11 protein-coding genes are annotated in these 16,445 nt (G+C 61.6%); 6 read left to right on the top strand and 5 right to left on the bottom strand.

All coding sequences use genetic code 11. The annotated features are described in order from the left end of the window. Positions 1–140 precede the first annotated feature (140 nt). Together N3J91_03050 and N3J91_03045 are read left to right on the top strand one after the other, a co-directional pair. On the top strand, positions 141–878 hold the full coding sequence (locus N3J91_03050) for an SCO family protein (GenBank protein MCX8155427.1): 738 nt from the start codon (positions 141–143) through the stop codon (positions 876–878). Further along, complete coding sequence (locus N3J91_03045) at positions 878–1,459, top strand: DUF420 domain-containing protein (GenBank protein ID MCX8155426.1); 582 nt, start codon at positions 878–880, stop codon at positions 1,457–1,459. Before N3J91_03050 ends, N3J91_03045 begins: the two co-directional genes overlap by 1 nt. On the opposite strand, the gene N3J91_03040 is transcribed toward N3J91_03045, so the two are convergent. Continuing rightward, positions 1,363–4,392 (bottom strand): ATP-binding protein, encoded by a 3,030-nt coding sequence (locus tag N3J91_03040; GenBank protein ID MCX8155425.1) that lies wholly within the window; start codon positions 4,390–4,392, stop codon positions 1,363–1,365. The two genes, N3J91_03045 and N3J91_03040, sit on opposite strands and share 97 nt — an antisense overlap. Before the next feature lie 145 nt (positions 4,393–4,537). Between N3J91_03040 and lptD the strand changes: the two genes are divergently transcribed. The 3 genes from lptD (at position 4,538) to N3J91_03025 (ending at position 10,128) form a co-directional block, all read left to right on the top strand. Then, on the top strand, positions 4,538–6,736 hold the full coding sequence (lptD, locus tag N3J91_03035; protein MCX8155424.1) for an LPS assembly protein LptD: 2,199 nt from the start codon (positions 4,538–4,540) through the stop codon (positions 6,734–6,736). Positions 6,737–6,844: 108 nt separating this feature from the next. Beyond that, positions 6,845–8,923 carry an acetylxylan esterase gene (locus N3J91_03030; protein ID MCX8155423.1) on the top strand — a complete coding sequence of 693 codons (2,079 nt, stop codon included), beginning with the start codon at positions 6,845–6,847 and terminating at the stop codon, positions 8,921–8,923. A 176-nt stretch (positions 8,924–9,099) separates the two neighbouring features. Continuing rightward, positions 9,100–10,128 carry an aldo/keto reductase gene (locus tag N3J91_03025; GenBank protein ID MCX8155422.1) on the top strand — a complete coding sequence of 343 codons (1,029 nt, stop codon included), beginning with the start codon at positions 9,100–9,102 and terminating at the stop codon, positions 10,126–10,128. A 124-nt stretch (positions 10,129–10,252) separates the two neighbouring features. Here the strand turns inward: N3J91_03025 and N3J91_03020 are convergent, their stop codons facing one another. Beyond that, entirely contained in the window at positions 10,253–11,200 is a 948-nt protein-coding gene (locus N3J91_03020; GenBank protein MCX8155421.1) for a hypothetical protein, read from the bottom strand. Between the two features lie 927 nt (positions 11,201–12,127). Between N3J91_03020 and N3J91_03015 the strand changes: the two genes are divergently transcribed. Beyond that, positions 12,128–13,036 (top strand): LamG domain-containing protein, encoded by a 909-nt coding sequence (locus N3J91_03015; protein ID MCX8155420.1) that lies wholly within the window; start codon positions 12,128–12,130, stop codon positions 13,034–13,036. Positions 13,037–13,414: 378 nt separating this feature from the next. Here N3J91_03015 and N3J91_03010 read toward each other — a convergent pair whose 3' ends face one another. From N3J91_03010 to N3J91_03000, 3 genes are all read right to left on the bottom strand, one after another. Next, the gene (locus N3J91_03010) at positions 13,415–13,876 is read right to left on the bottom strand and encodes a hypothetical protein (GenBank protein MCX8155419.1); all 462 of its coding nucleotides are present in this window, start codon (positions 13,874–13,876) and stop codon (positions 13,415–13,417) included. Positions 13,877–14,755: 879 nt separating this feature from the next. Continuing rightward, the gene (locus N3J91_03005; protein ID MCX8155418.1) at positions 14,756–15,040 is read right to left on the bottom strand and encodes a hypothetical protein; all 285 of its coding nucleotides are present in this window, start codon (positions 15,038–15,040) and stop codon (positions 14,756–14,758) included. A gap of 7 nt (positions 15,041–15,047) precedes the next feature. Further along, on the bottom strand, positions 15,048–16,115 hold the full coding sequence (locus tag N3J91_03000) for an RHS repeat-associated core domain-containing protein (GenBank protein ID MCX8155417.1): 1,068 nt from the start codon (positions 16,113–16,115) through the stop codon (positions 15,048–15,050). Positions 16,116–16,445 lie beyond the last annotated feature (330 nt).

Raw genomic sequence — 16,445 nt, 5'->3', positions numbered from 1 at the left:
TTTGAATTGAGCGCCTGCATCTTGGGGCGGGGGCGGCGAAAATTCAAAAGAAAATCGCGGCGGCGGCCGGGGGGGGCGGGCGGGCGCCCTGGTATTTCCAGTTGCACAAGGCCGGTTGTCCCGCTTTATTGTTCACGGTCATGCAGAGGGCAGAAACTCGCAGCGTCCGCCTCCCCGCCCCCCTCCGAAGGGGTGGCGGCACGTTGTATTTGGGATTGACGTTGCTTGCCGTCACGGTGGCGGCGGTGGTGTTGCTGTGGGGGTTTCGCCAGCGTTTGCAGGAGGCGGAGGCGGCGCGCAACGCGCCTTTGCCGGTGCTGGGCCAGGTGCCGCCCTTTGTGCTCACCAATCAGTTGGGAGAGGTGGTGACGTTGAACGATCTGACCGGCCGGGTGTGGGTGGCCGACATCATTTTTACGCGGTGCGCCGGGCCGTGTCCGGTGATGACCCATCAGATGAGCGAGCTGCAACCGCTCTGGGCGGGGGAGGCCGGGGTGCGTTTGATCACGCTGACCACCGATCCCGCGCATGACACGCCCGAGGTGCTGCGCCGTTATGGGGAAAAAGTGAATGCCAACGCGCAACGCTGGTGGTTTCTGACGGGGGACAAGGCCGAGATCGCGCGGGTGGCCGTGCAGGGGCTGCGGCTGACGGCGGTGCCCGTGCCGGAGGCCGAGCGGGCCAACCCCGCCGATTTGTTCATCCATAGCACCCTGTTTGTGGTGGTGGACAAACACGGCCGGCTGCGGGCGGTGGTGGAAACGCAGGACGACGCGGTGGAGGAAGGAAGCGCGCCCCGCCGGAGGGGCAGCCGGTGGGAGCGCGACGCCAAACCGCGGCTGCAGGCGGTGGTGCGCCGATTATTGGAGGAGCCTTGATGCCGTTGAGCCTGGACATGCTGCCCACCTTGAATGCGTGCCTGAACACGCTGGCCACGGTGTTTTTGCTGGCGGGCTACCGGGCCATTCGCCGGCAACGCCCGCAGGTGCATCGGGCGTGCATGCTGCTGGCCTTGCTGGCGTCCACCGCCTTCCTGATCAGTTACTTGATTTACCATGCGCAGGCGCCGCGCACGGTGTTTCGCGAGCCGGCGTGGTTTCGCCCGATCTATCTGGGGATTTTGCTGACGCACACCGTGCTGGCGGCGGTGATTGTGCCGCTGGTGCTGGCCACCTTGTGGCGGGCGCTCAAGGGCCGTTTCGAGGCGCATCGGCGGCTGGCGCGCTGGACTTTGCCGTTGTGGCTGTATGTGTCCGTAACGGGGGTGCTGATTTATTATCTCTTGTACGTGAAATTTCCGCAGCCCCGCACCCCACCGCCGCCGGCCGCCACGAGCGCCGCTCTGAGGGGCATCGGGTTGGATCAGGCCAGGCGCGTCGCGCCGGCGGGAGCCGGCTTCTCCAGCGGCCGCCCGTCCAGCACGTCCCGAATCAACTGCAGCAGGGCGGTGGTGGCGTAGGGCTTGGCCAGGAAGCGGGTGCGCAAATCCTGCGAAGTTTCGGCCAGCGCGGTCTCGGCGCTGTAACCGCTCATGTAAATGATTTTCAGCCCCGGCTTTTTGGCACGCAGCCGCCGGCCCAGCTCCAGGCCCGTCATGCCCTGGGGCATCACCATGTCGGTGACGAGCATGTCAAACTCTCCGTGGTGCTCCTCCCAGCGTTCCAGGGCTTCCGGGCCGGAGGCGGCCAGCACCACCTGGTAGCCGCGGCGCTGCAGGGCGGCGCCCACCAGCATCCGCACGGGTGCCTCGTCCTCCACCACGAGGAGGCGCTCGGTGCCGTTGGGCGGGGGATCGGGGGGTTGGACGGCGTCTTCTTTTTCCTGGGCCACGGGCTGGGCTGGCAGGTAGATGCGGAAGGTGGTGCCTTTGCCCACCTCGCTCTGCACCTCCACCCAGCCTTGATGTTGCTTGACCACGCCGTACACGGTGGCCAGCCCCAGGCCGGTGCCGCGCCCCGGTTCCTTGGTGGTGAAAAACGGCTCGAAGATGTGGCGCAACACCTCGGGCGTCATGCCGCAGCCGGTATCGGTGACCGAGAGGCAGACAAATTGCCCCGGCCGGCGCTCGGGATGGGCCGCCAGGTCGGCCTCCTGGAATTCAGCCACGCTGGTGGCCAGGGTCAACGTGCCGCCCTGCGGCATGGCGTCGCGGGCATTGACCGCCAGATTCACGATGACCTGGTCGAGCATGCCGGGGTCGGCCAGCACGGCCGGCAGGGCGGCGCCATAGTGGTATTGCATCTGGATATGCTCGCCGATGAGGCGGCCCAGGATTTTCGTCAGGTTGCTCACCAGCTCGTTCAGATTCACTGCCTGGGCCTGGACGGCCTGCTTGCGGCTGAACAACAACAGCTTGCGGGTCAGGGCGCCGGCGCGGTTGGCGGCTTCGGTGATCTGCTGGCAGGCCTCCAGCAGCTCCGGGCGATGGCCGACATCCTCCTCGAGGAAACTGGCGTTGCCCTGGATGACGGTGAGGATGTTGTTGAAATCATGCGCCACGCCGGCGGCCAACTGGCCGACAGCCTCCATCTTTTGCGCCTGGCGCAACTGGGCCTCCAGTTGCCGTTGTTCGGCCTCGGCCCGCTTGCGGGCGGTGATGTCGTAGATGGCGCCATAAATGGCGGCCACCTTGCCTTGGGCATCCGGCTGATTGCGGGCAATATCCTGGACCCAGCAGACGTTGCCGTCAGCGCGCACGATGCGGTATTCCAGGGCCGCCACGTGTCCCGGGACCTGCATAAGCTTGCGGCCCTCCTCTTTGACCCGCTCGCGGTCCTCCGGGTGCACCAAATCCAGCCAGAAGCGCCGATGGCCGCTGAAATCGGCTTCCGGGTACCCGGTAATTTTTTCCACCTGGCCATGGAAGAAAACGGGCTTAAAGTTGGCCGGTTCCACCTGATAATAAATGCCGGCGGCATTCTCCAAAAAATGGCGGTACCGTGTCTCAAGCTGCGACACCTGATTCATCTGCTCGCGGATGATGCGGGTCTGGCGCTGCACCTGGCGGCGCAGCAACGCCACATACCCCACCCCCAGCAAGATGCTGCAGCCCAACAGGATCAACGCCAGGGCTGCCCGCTGCGGCGTCCACCACGGCGGCGCGGCCAGCACCACGATGTCCTGCAGGCTGTTCAATGCCAGCACCAGGCTGCGCGGCTGGCGTTGTTCATCGGCGGTGATCCAGCAGACCCCCGTCACCCGCACCCGGCTGCCTTTGGCCAGATGGCTCAGGTTCACGAGCTTCTTTTCCAGTACCGCATCCACCATGCCCTCGGGGGTGCGAATGGCCAGGCGGTCAGAGGAGGCCAGGTGGGAGACATCCGCCAGCTCGCCTTCGATTTCCACCCGCTGCCCGTCAAAATCGCCGGTCATCAATTCCTTGAGCGAGGCGCGCACGGGGGCCGGCCAGGCGGCCGGAGGGCCCAGGCGGAATTGGGCATCCACCAGCTCGGGCGAGTAGTTGTACACCACGGGGAAACCCACTACCTGCACCTGAAAACCTTCCCGGGCCGGCTCGCCCCCCGCGGGCCGCACGCGCACCCCGCCGCTTTTATCCTGCACAAAAAAGGAGCCATCGCCCAGGCGCAGGGTGACCACCCCTTCAACTTTAACGCGCTGGTAATTGCCGAGGTTGGGATTGAAGCGCAGCAGGCTGGCAATGGACTGCGCCGGCTGGGTGAAAGGATCCGCAGTTTCCTGCCGCAACACCGTCACGTGCCGCAGGGAGGGGACCAGCATTTGCATGCCGATGGCCTGCCGGCGGTTGTTGAAGACCGTGCCACAGGCCCCCTGCAGCCGCACCCGGGCGTTGATCAGTTGCGGCGGCGGCTGTTCCTTCTTGTCCCACGGAATTCGGGCATCAAACACATAACCGCCGCCGGCCACTTTGAAGCGCAGGTGGTATTCGTCCACAAATACGCTGCGAATGGTGCCCTCCACCTCCACCCATTGGCTGTCGAAAGCCCCGCTGACCAATTGAAACAGGGGGGGAGTGGCCGGAGTGGGGAGGGGTTTTTCGCCCACCCGCTCCAGTTGTTTGCACCGAATGACTGGAGCGAAATGGCCCGGTTGGGTAATGCCTTCCAGCACCACCCCATCGCCCACGCGCGGCAGCTCGGCGATACTGACATCGCCCACGTAAATGCCGGCCGTTTCGTCCTGGATGAACAAGGCATGCCAGGCATAGTCGGAGTAGGTCACCACTCCCTGCACTTTGACGGGCAGGCCGCGGGCGGCTTCCTCGGGTGGCAACATTCTGACCTGCTGCACATTGGTTAAGACCACCGGGGTGGCGTCGGCAGGGGCCGCCGGGGCGGTCAAACCGCTCCAAAGCACGCTGGAGGCGGCCAGACAGGGCAGCCAGGTCCGAACTATGCCAAGACGGCGTTTCACTACCAGAACATAGCAGCAGATTGCGTGCCGTTTCATCAATAATCTTAAGCGGTCACCTGGGCAGGGGTCAAAGGATCAGGCCCCCCCGCCGCCGGGCAATTCCGCACTTGGCACAAACGCGCACTTTGCTTAGCGTGGGCCGCACATGAATTGGCGATTGGCATGGTGCTTGGGCTTTTGGCTGGCCGCCGCTGCGTTGGGGCTGACGGCCGCAGAATCCGCGCCCACCAACCGGGAGCCGCAAATCCTCATCGAGGCCCTAAGCCCGGACGGCGAGTTTTTCTATGATCCGGTGAAAAACCTGGCGATGGCCGATGGCGGCATCATCGTGCGCTACGGCACGGCTGTCGTGACTGCCCGCCGCGTGCACATTTTCGAGTCCCGCGGCCTAATCCTGGCCGATGGCGCGGTGCGGGTGGAATCGGAGGGCAATACGTGGACGGGAGAAAGCATCACCTATGATTATTTGAACAAACGGGTGTATGCCAATGACTTCCGCACCCGGCACGGGCCCTATCTAGCGGGGGGCGATCTGGTGGTGACGGATCAATCGAATCAGGTGTTTCAGACGCAGGGGGCCTATTTGACCACTGATGACTACGCCGAGCCGGCGTACCGGGTGAAGGCGCGCGCGCTGACCATTGTGCCGGGGCAGCGCATCGAGGCGCGCGGCGCCACCTTTTATGTGGGTAAAGTGCCCATTCTGTACCTGCCCAAGTACGAGCGGAATCTGACCCGGCATCGCAATTATTTCAGTTTCATGCCGGGATACCGCAGCCGTTATGGCGCGTATATGCTGGGCAGTTACCAATGGATTTTGAATGACCGGCTGGACGGCGCCATGCATCTGGATTACCGCACCCGCCGGGGCTGGGGCCTGGGGCCGGACGTGAATCTGCATCTGGGACCGTACGGGGAGGGCGAGTTCAAGTATTATTACGCCTACGATCAGGACGTGCTGGCCAGTGGATTTAATCTGCCGCTCGATCCTGACCGCCATCGGTTGTGGTATTTGCACCGGGCCGAGTTCACCAATGACCTGACGGCGCGGCTGGCGTTGCGCTATCAATCTGACGGGTTGTTTTTGCACGACTATTTCGAGCGCGAGTATCAGAGCAACGTCCAGCCCAGCTCGTTTTTTGAAGTCAATAAACTCTGGCGCAACTGGAGCTTGGATTTGCTGGCCCAGCCCCAACTGGTCAATGCCTTTGAAACAGTGGAGCGCCTGCCGGAGCTGCGGCTCACGGGGCTGCGCCAGCGGCTGGGCGAGTCCCCTTTTTATTATGAGAGCGACAGCTCGTTTGGGTGGTATCGCCGCCAGTTTGCCGATCCGGTGAACCTGGATTACGACGCCTGGCGCGGCGACACCTACCATCAACTGGTGCTGCCCCTGAACTATTTTGGCTGGTTGCAGGTCACGCCGCGTGTGGGCGGGCGCGCCACGCATTACAGTGCGGCCGGCGGGCCGGGCGGCGTGACGGATCGCCACGGGCGGCTGGTTTTTAATACGGGGGTGGAGTTTTCCACCCGGGCGCATCGGTTGTGGCCGGGAGTCCGCAACCGGCTGCTGGACTTGCAGGGGGTGCGGCACATCGTCGAGCCCAGTTTGAACTACGTTTACGTGCCCACCCCCAGCCGGCGGGTGCCGCTGCTGCCGCAGTTTGATTATGAGTTGGGCTCGTACCGGCTGCTGCCGCTGGACTTCCCCGATTATCACGCCGTGGATTCGATTGACAGCCAGAATGTGATCCGCCTGGGGCTGCGCAACCGCCTGCAAACCAAACGCAACGGCGCCCTGGAAACGTTCTTCTACTGGTCCGTGTTCACTGACTGGCGGCTGGATCCGCGGCCGGGACAAAACCATTTCAGCGAGGTGTACTCGGAGGTGGAATTCCTGCCCCGCTCGTGGGTGGTGCTCAGCCAGGAATTGCGGGTGGATCCCTGGGATGGCCGGCTGCGCGAGCTGGGCCATCGCCTCACCCTGCTGCCGGGGGACCGATGGACCATCACACTGGGCAACCGCTATCTGCGGTTTGATCCGGCCTATCCGCAGTACCTGGAGCAAAACCTGTATTATTCAAGCCTGTTTTATCGCTTGAGCGAAAATTGGGCCTTCCGCGCCACCCACCACTTTGAGGCCCGGGACGGGCGCATGGAGGAGCAGACCTATACGGTGTACCGGGACATGCGCAGTTGGACGATGGCCCTGGCGCTGCGCTGGCGGGACGAGCGTCTGCGCAAGGATGATTTTAGCATCGCCTTCTCGCTCTCCCTCAAGGCCTTCCCGCGCTACAAAGTGGGCCAGGACGCGGACCGGGCAGCCTATCTGCTCAGCGGTTATTGAGCCACGCTCGGCGCTCACGGCGGCGGTGCAGGAAGCCATCGCCAGCCAGGGAAGCGGTGGCGCCCTTTTTATTTTATTTTCCCGCCCCCCAGTTATATAAATGGCGGCATGAAAACCACCTTGTGCCGTGCCCTCGCCGGGCTGGGTTGTTTGGCCCTCGGAGTGGCTGCAACAAGCTTTGCCGCGCCCGCCCTTCCTGAGCGCGATGCGCGGTTGCGGGAGCCGTGGACGTATAACACCCCGCGCACCTTTCCCACCATCACCTCCCGGGAGCAATGGCTGGCGCGCCGCGAGGACATCCGCCGCCAGATTCTTTTCAGCGCCGGTTTGTGGCCCATGCCCGACAAGGCGCCGCTGGACGCCCAGATTTTTGATCGCACCGAGCACGGCGATTTCAGCGTGGAAAAAGTGTATATTCGCACCCTGCCCGGCTTTTATCTGGCGGGCAATTTGTACCGGCCGCTGGGCAAAGGCCCGGGGCCGTTTCCGGCGGTGCTCAACCCGCATGGCCATTGGACTCGTGGCCGCCTGGAGGACACCACTCAGGGCAGCATCCCGGCCCGCTGCATTCACCAGGCGCGGATGGGGATGTTGGCGTTTGCTTACGACATGGTGGGCTACAATGACACGCAATTTGCGGATGCGGCGCAGGAGGCCGGGTACAATTACCACCGCCGCTTCGGCACGCAACCGGAGGAGCTGCTCTGGAACATCAACCTCATGGGCCTGCAGACGTGGAATTCCCTGCGGGCGCTGGATTTTCTGGCCTCGCTGCCGGACGTGGACGCCCGGCGCATTGGCTGCACGGGGGCCAGCGGCGGCGGCACCCAGACCTTCATTTTGGGCGCGATTGATGATCGCCCCGCCGTGCTGGCGCCCACCGTCATGGTGTCGCACTCGATGCAGGGCGGCTGCTCCTGTGAAAACATGCCGGGGTTGCGCGTCGAATACTCGAATATGGAAATCGCCGCGGTGCCTGTGCCCAAGCCGCAGATATTTGTGGCGGCGACGGGGGATTGGACGCGCATGTTTTTGACGGTGGAAGGCCCGGCAATTACCTCGATTTACCGGTTGTTTGGCGCCGAGCAGGCCGTGCGTTACCCCGTGCTGCCGTTTGGGCACAATTACAATCAGGCCACCCGCGAGCAGGTTTATGCCTTCTTTGCCGAGCATCTGCTCAAGCAAAACGATCCCGCACTGGCCAAAGAGCGGCCGTATCCCGCCGCCACCAATCTGGATCTGCGCGTCTTTGCGCGGCGGCCGCGGCCGGCGGACACGCTGACGATCAAGGGCCTCAGCGAGCAGTGGAAGGCGCAAAGTTTGAGCCAGTGGCAGGCCCTGCGCCCCATCGGCCCCACCTCGCAGAAACGGTATCAGGAAACATTTCTCCCTGCGTGGCGCATGGCTCTGCAGGTGGACACGGCGCCCGAGGTCATGGCCCAAACCCAGGCGCAGCAAACCGTGGAGGGGATCCAAATCACCCGCCTGGTGCTGGGCCGCGCGCAGCGGGGCGACCGCCTCCCCGCCGTCTGGCTGGCGCCTGCGGGCCGCAAACCGCAGGGCGCGGTGGTGCTGGCGCATCCGGCCGGCCGCCAGGCTTTTCTCGAGGAGCAGGGCCCGCCGCGTGGTCTGGCGCGGGAGTTGTTGGCGCGACGGTTGCAGGTGCTGGTGCTGGACGTTTTCCAAACCGGCGAAGTTTTGGATGCGGAAATTGCCAAAAAGCGCGCCCAGCAGGTGGAATTGTTTTTTGCCACCTACAACCGCACCGATGCGCAGGAGCGGGTGCAGGACTTAATCACCGCCGCCACGTGGTTCCGCCAGCAGACCCGCCAGCCGGTCATTTTGTGCGGCGTCGAGACGGCAGGGGTTTGGGCACTGCTCGCCGCGCCGGCCGTGGCGGCAGTGGCCGCCGATCTGGCGGAGTTGAACCCCGCTGAGGATGCCACCCTGCTGCGCCCGGAGCTTTTCGTGCCCGGCCTGCGCCGTTTGGGTGGGCTGGAGGGGGTGGCCCTCCTGGCCGCGCCCCGCCCCTTGTTGTTGCATCGCAGTGGCGGCCATTTGCATCTTGTGCCGCTGCAAACGGCTTATCAGGGGCTCCGCAATGCCAGAGCATTGAGCCACCACGAAGGCCGATTGGCCGATGCCGAGCTGGCCAACTGGCTGGCCACCACCGCCGCCGGGTTGTAAGGGATCCGGGCAAAATCGCATGGCCGGCCGGCCTCTCAGATGGGCAGCAGCAGGCGGTTTGTCTCGGTTGCGCCTGCGGCGCAGCAGGAGATTGCCATCCGCGAGAAAGCGTGGCATGTTCTTGCCATCAACACTGAAAACCGGTCGGCTGATGCCGGCCCAAAATACTTGATCCCATGAATCCACCCGCCTCGCCTGTCGGTGGCTGCAGCCGCCGACGTTTCCTCCACACCACGCTGATGGCCGGCGCGGCCCTCGGCGCGGCGCCCGTGATGACCCGTGCCGCCGCCGGCGGGGGTGCGGATGCCGGCGCCCTGCCCAAGCGAGTGCTGGGCCGCACGGGCGTGCAGGTCACCATCCTGGGCCTGGGCACCGCCCCCATCGGCGAAGCACGCATTGACGCCAAGGAGGCCGAGCGCATTTTTGGCGAGGTCATGGATAGCGGGGTCAACTACATTGACACCGCCCGCGGCTACGGCATTGCCGAGGAAGTCCTGGGCAACCTCGTCCCCGCCCGCCGCGACAAGTTGTTTTTGGTGACCAAAGTCTGGACGGACAACGCGGCGGAGGCCGAGAAGTCCCTCACCCAAAGCCTGCGGCTGCTCAAGGTGGACCACGTGGATTTGGTGCACATCCACCATTTGGGCGGCAAAAACCTGGATCGCGTGCTGGCCAAAGAGGGGGTGCTCGAATATCTGCTCAAACAGAAGGAGGCCGGCAAACTGCGCTTCATCGGCATGTCCGGCCACGCCAACCCGTGGAAATACGTCAAGATGCTGGAGACCCGGCAAATTGACGTGATGATGACCGTGATGAACTACGCCGACCGCAACATCTACGGGTTTGAAGAAAAGGTGCTCCCTGAGTGCCGCAAACAAAACGTGGGCGTGGTGGCCATGAAGGTGTATGCCGGCATCAAGGGCGGCTTCCCCAATCACCGCAAAGGCTGGGTGGGTTGCAACACACCGCCCGAACGGCTCGCGCAGGCCATGGCGTATGCCCTGGACCTGCCCGGCGTCAGCTCGGCCATCATCGGGCCTTTCACCCTGGAGCAGGCGCGGCAAAATGTGAACCTGGCCCGTCAATACAAGCCCCTCACCGAGACCGAGCGCGAGGATTTGCTCAAGTTTGGCCGTGAGCTGGCCCAAACCCTTGGCCCGCGCTACGGCCCCGTGGATGAACGCCAGCGGCAGGGCCAGGGTTGAGGGAGGGGCTGCGATTCGCGGGCGCGGGCACGCTATCGCCGTGCGGGAAGTGTCCCTGCCACCGTCCCGCCCCCCTTACCCCAAAACGCCGCCGGTTGGGGCACAGCCGGGATGGCAGCTTTTCCTACTTGAGCAGACGGGAAAGCAGGGCGTTGGCCGTGGTGCGAATCTGGTTGGACTGCTCCTCCAGTTGTCGGTAACGCGCGAACCAGTCGCGCTCCCGCTCGTGGCGCTCGCGCCAGACCATTTTGAGCACGCGCTCCAGGCGTTCAATTTGCTGCACTGCAGCCGCCAGAGTGTCCTGGCCATGCGGCAGATCCGTCAAATCCCCCACCGCAAAGCGGCTGACCCGCCGTTTGCTGAAGGCGGCCTGCAACAAAATGACCAGCGTTTGCTCATAGGGATACCACCGCTGGTGCATGACCTCCTGCAGGAAATTGTGGCTGATGGCAAAGAATTCGGAACGGGGACGCTCGCACACGCGGCGGATCTCCTGGGCCTCCTCCGGAAACCAGTTCAACAACAGGGCAAACGTGCCATAAGTGTCAATTAAACACTTTGAATCGCATTCGTCGCGGGTGATTTCCCCCACACAAAAATCCTGATCCAGCTCCTCGATGATTTCCGGCAGATCGTGCAGCCGCCCCAACACCTCCCGCCCCACTGGCGAGCCGTAATTGAAATCTCCCGGGATCAGCCAGTACACGTCCCCCGGCCGCCCGCGATCCAGCGCCACGCCCAGACCGGTGTACCACATCTGGCACGTATCCACACACCACGCCTCCAGCAGGTCCGAGCAGGAGGCCACCTTGCCGTTGCGAAACGCCTCAAAGTTTTTATCGCCCCGCAGCCGGGCGGCGGTCTTGCGATCCATAACCGTCAGCGGCCGCGCAAAACGCTGCGGCTCCGCCGCCAGGCGGGCCACCAGCCCATAGAGCTCCTCCAAATCATGAAAATGATTGGGCGGCTGAAACGGGTAAATCACCACCGGATGGATGCGCCCGGAAGCGGAGGCTTTGGTTTTGGCGGTTGATGCCGCGGGAGACGAAGAGTTGGCGGCGCTTTTTTTCATGCGTACACACTTTGATTTGCAGCCCGGAACCCCGCCAGCGCACGGCGCATCAGCCGTGCTCGGACATTCCCGGCGGGATTCTGCCCGACTATAGGCGCCCCTTCCTCACCCCCGCAATGACAAAATAAAAACCTCCCGCCGCCCGCACTCCCCCACCGGTTTGCCTGCGAGCGAATTGCCTGCGGCTCTTTCCCAAGCGGGTGCTGAGCACGCTGGGAGGAGGGCAAAGATGGGGCGCACTGCCCGGGCCTCGCCAGGTGGCCAGTGCTTATGACGCTGAGCTTCACCATAACGGCGGTCACGATTTCCCCCCCCCATCTTTCCAAGGTCTTGCGGCAAGACCTTGACAATTGGCCGCAACTATTGGTAGGTTGTTAATGCTTAACCCCTGCGAAAGGCGCCATCATGCGCCCAGCCGTCAAAGCGATTACTCTGCCGGCCAGACTGCCCTTGATGATGGAGAATTTTCCGCTCCCCACTTTGGGGATTTGCGTTGCAAATCCGGGGTATCATGGGTGCGAGGACGGGGTGCAGCCTAAACGTCAGCAGAGGCGCCCCCTATCGCAGGCCTTTCGCCCCTCCGGCAAACCTTTCACTCCTTGGCGCGGGCGGCTTAGCTTGGATGGCATGGGGCCGGCGAGGTTTTGCGTTGTAGCTTGAACTGCAGTTGAGGGGCAGCTCCAGCGCATGGGGCGAGCCTCCTTCGGCACTTATTGAAAAATGAGCCGTTTGGGCAAAATACCCAATGTTTGCCACGTGGGGTGCCGTCGCTCATTACCAGGAAATTGGAAGCGGGGAAGAGTGTCTTCGATCTTTCTCGGTCACCATCGCCTGCCGTCAATATTTCTGTTCAGACTTTCGTTACACCATTTGTGAACATACCCCCCTTTGCTCTCCTCCCAGCAAACCATTAACCAACTCAAACGTATGAAAAAAACCTTGCCCATAATATTGATCGCGATAACCGTGACCTTGGTCCCATCCCCCCAAGCATACAGCCAGGCTTCTACCAGTGGCCTGGTGGCCTATTATCCGCTTGACGGTAATGGCCTGGATGCCGTGGGGACCAACCATGCCGCGGGCACAAATGGAATCAGGTGGACCGCCGGCAAACAAGGTGCGTGTGCCGGATTTGATGGAAATTGTTACATGGAAATTCCCCACAGCGCCACGCTCGAGCCGAGCAATATCACCGCCGCCGCCTGGTTCAACCTCAACAGCAACCTGACCGGATACGGCAGGATATTGAGCAAGGACGCTGGTGGCGGTGGCAACCGGAGTTATTTCATTCAATCCTACAGAGACACAAGTACCACCTGCCTGATTAAGTGGGGTATCTTTAGTCCTTCAGGGGCCGATTGGATCGTATCAACAAATTGCCAGATTCAACCCGGCCAATGGCATCACGTCGCGGGGACTTACGATGGCCATACGAGTTGCTTGTTCGTGGATGGAGCCCTGGTGGCCGCGCAAATCTTTGAAGGGCCCCGGTTTCGCGAGGGAACCAGCAGCCTTAACGTTGGCGCGCTTGGGCAGTACGAATATTTCAATGGATGGGTGGACGAGGTCCGCATCTATAACCGCGCGTTATCAGGCTCCGAAATCCAGTCCCTCGCCGCCATGGGGCCCGCCCTGGCTCTGCAAATGTATGCCGGCGTGACCATCAACGGGATCATTGGTGAAACTTACGTCATAGAATACGCCACCCAGTTGAACAGCCATGTTTGGAACACTGTCACCAACATAACTCTTCAACATACTCCCTTCACCTTCATTGATTGGAACTCACCAGGCAACACCGCAAGGTTTTATCGCGCGGTACTGCAAAACCAGTAAGCTTGCTGCTCCGTGGACCAAGTGGGTTTGGCAAAGATTTCCCAAACTTGCCCTCCACTTATCAGGGTTGGTTACATCATCCCTTGGACCAGCCAGGCCTGGATGGGGAAAGCTGCCCGGGTTAGCCCGCGCCACCCCTGCCCAAAATAAGGCAAAGCAGCCCACACCTTGCCGCTGCGCATTGCGCTCGAAATCCAACGGCTTGCTGGCCTACTACGACAAAAACACGGATCGCACCTTTGACGCCAAAAACCAAAATGCGGGCGCGGGGGGACCAGCCCCGGAAATTCATCCCGAGGGAGTAGCTCTTTCAAAGGGAATTACCCCGCTCAGTCTCCGTATGCGCACTGCTGACGAAGATCCATCCGGGGGAGTAAACTAGGCTCCAGCATGAGGCGGGGTGGGAGCGGAGTTTAGAGAGCGCCGGTACACAAGTGTGATTACTACTAGGCTGAGACCGCCAGAAACCGCACCAGCGAATCCCCAATTAAGCGTGAGATCGAGTGAGTTGTGCTTGGTGGACTGCACCATAGCAGGTGCCATGACGAGGAGACCGGCGATCATCCCCGCCCCCAATGCACCAAGCAGTAGCGTCCTCTTAGAGGCCAAGCGGAAAAAGTCCTGCTTCGCGACTGCGCTCATCACCAGTGGGGTGGCGATCAACGCAATCACATAAGGAATCAGGCCAGGGAAGGTAAGCATTCCCAAGTATGCCATGAAGAGGATGGCGAAAGGATTCAGGGTGTCACCCCAACGGTCCGGCTTCCATAGCACAAGCGCATAGGCCGCTACAAAGGGCGAAAACGTCGCCATCAACGCAACAGTAATCAAACTTCTCATCTTACCAAGCTGGTTAGGAAGTATGAAGATAGAATGGTCCCTTGGCAGTACCTGGAGAGGGTTGCTGAGGGTATGAGATCAAGTGCCCCAACCGATAGCCCTCCCGATGGCAATCCCTTATCTGGCCAAAAACTGCAGTCCTTGTAGCACGACATATGCGCAAGAAGACGAAAGCAGTTTCGATCACTACAGTTGGGGAAAGCCTGAATGGCGGCTTCTGCTTTGATCAGGCAACTGGCGACACAAGCGGCATTAGACTGGTTGTGCGCTGCAGTATACATTTTGGCAAATCCCTCGCAGACTTTTTTAGCTTTCCCGGGATATTTGTCCTTTTGCCCTGATCCGAATCCGCCGCAAGTAACGCACGAAGAATTCTTAAACTGATCATACCCACTGCAATCAATAAAAGGAGCATTGGTCGGCGGTGGAGGTGGGGGGTGAGGATCGTCCACCCAATGCCCCGGGTATGGATAGGGCACCCAGGTCCGCTTACCATCCGGGGCAATGTAAGAAACCGGGTGGTTGAGGACGAAAGCGTAAAGGTTCCTCTCAGGGATATCACCAACGGGATCACGCGATGGCCACCGGCCGACAACGCGACGGCCATACCTCCGGCACGACGGGCGACCAAGGCGTGTTGTCTGCATAGATCGCCGTGCCCGTCCGGCGGTCCGGCCGCCAGAACTGTCACCACGGCGTCGTTGTAGTTGTATTTCCACGGCCATCATCGTCATGCCAGCAAATCCGTTCCATTGCCGCACCCCGCAGCGAAGACGCAGCGCCAGGGCTGTGCGGCAGGCGCGGGTGGCCGACCTGCTATCGAGCCGGCCTGAGGCGAGCCAGATTCCTTCTCGCCGTTTGTGCGGGACAGCGTAAAGGTCAGGTTTTTCCAAAGAGCACATAGATCAAAACGACACCCGGAATGCCGAGCACGGCTGTTCCAAGACCAACCCAGAACAAAGTCTGGGGCACGGATAGTTGATTGCGGCGCATAGGGGCGTAGGCCAGGAGACTTAACAGCATGTAAACGCAGGCGGCGAAAAACCCCGTCCAGAGGTTAACCCGAACCACCAAGGTGATGATGCCAAGAAATGCCGGAAGCCAAAGCCAGACTGGCAGGAAACACCACCAAAGCTGGGGCAGCTTCTTCATTTCGCTCGCCATAGACGCTCTATTGGGAAGCTTCACGCAGAAGCTTCGCCACGTTGACCGCAATGCATTGAAGCAGCCGTTGCTGGGCGACTTGTTGAGGAAGAACTCTTTCCATCCAGCTTCCGTTAAGCGGATCTGCGCAACCAGTGCAAGAGACAAAACCGCGTCCGTAAGCTGCAATCGCAATCGTCGGGCCGAGACGTGTTACAGCCCCTGCGACTCCACCATTCAACAAATCCACGTCAACTGCCCCCGTAACGCCAACTGGTGCGCCTTCCACGCCGCCTACGCTTACTCCAAAACCGACTCCCGCTCCTGGTCCTTCCAGACCACGCGGACTATAACTGACACCAGGCCCAATGCTCGCGCTTCCCATTACTCCGACGCCCAAAAGAAATGTCACCTGAGCTGAAATGCAGAAGCGACACTCCGTCGTCACCATCGCTGCGACTGATCCCTCAAAGCCGATTGACGGTCCAATGCCGGCTACCGGAAGCAACATTCCAGCGCCGGCTGACAGCCCACCGCCGGCTTCTCCGGGAAATCCCAGTTTACTCAACGAAAAGGGACATGGGCACTTACTCTTCGGCTTTGGCGCTGATGGCGGCGGCTGTAAATTCGGAGGAAGAAAAATCGTCGGATCTGGCAAGCCCGAACCCGGTCCGGCGGGTTTCCCATCCGGGCCTGTGATTGGATTGTAGAGGCCGTGCTTGTCGATGTAATTCGCTGGATTGTTGAGAACAAAGCCATACAGGTTCAGTCCGCCGCGTTCTTGGATGGGGTCTCTGTTTGGCCACCTTCCAGTGGTGGGATTGTAGTAGCGATGGCCGTAGTAGAGGAGGCCGGTTTCCCAGTCGAGGTATTTGGTGGAGAAGAGAGGGTTGAAGGTCTGGGAGAGGGGCCCGGTGGCGCGGAGGAGTTCGCCAAAGGGGCCGTACTCATATTGCACCACCAACAAGCCATCCGCCCCCCGCACATACCCCATCACATTCCCATTCCCATCATAGAACGGAAAATACACCCCCGCATCCGGGCCATGATGAATCACCGTCGCCAGCAACACGCCCTCGTTGCAAGCATCGTTCAAAGGAGAGGAATCCTGCGGGATGGTTTTGCCTCCTCCCTGGCCTCATACGTGCCGATGGTTCCCCACGCTTGCATGGTTTCCGGCTGACCCGGAGCCAATATCCCCCAAAACCTCTCTTCGTTCAAGGCCATTCAGGGGGATGGGGAAATGCAAAGTGCAAAGTGCAAAATGCAAAGCGGGAGAGTCGCAGGCGGATGTGTAAGACGGGGTGCATAATTCCTATTCGTCATTCTCTGCTGAATTGATTTGGTTTCGGCGTCCCCGCCGAAATCTCCCTTCCTGCTGCCAGCTTGCTACTCATGCACCTCCCCGCCAGCCCAGTTCACCACC

The organism is Verrucomicrobiia bacterium (assembly GCA_026414565.1).
GTDB lineage: Bacteria > Verrucomicrobiota > Verrucomicrobiia > Limisphaerales > Fontisphaeraceae > Fontisphaera.
This window is presented reverse-complemented; position numbering and strand designations above follow the sequence as displayed.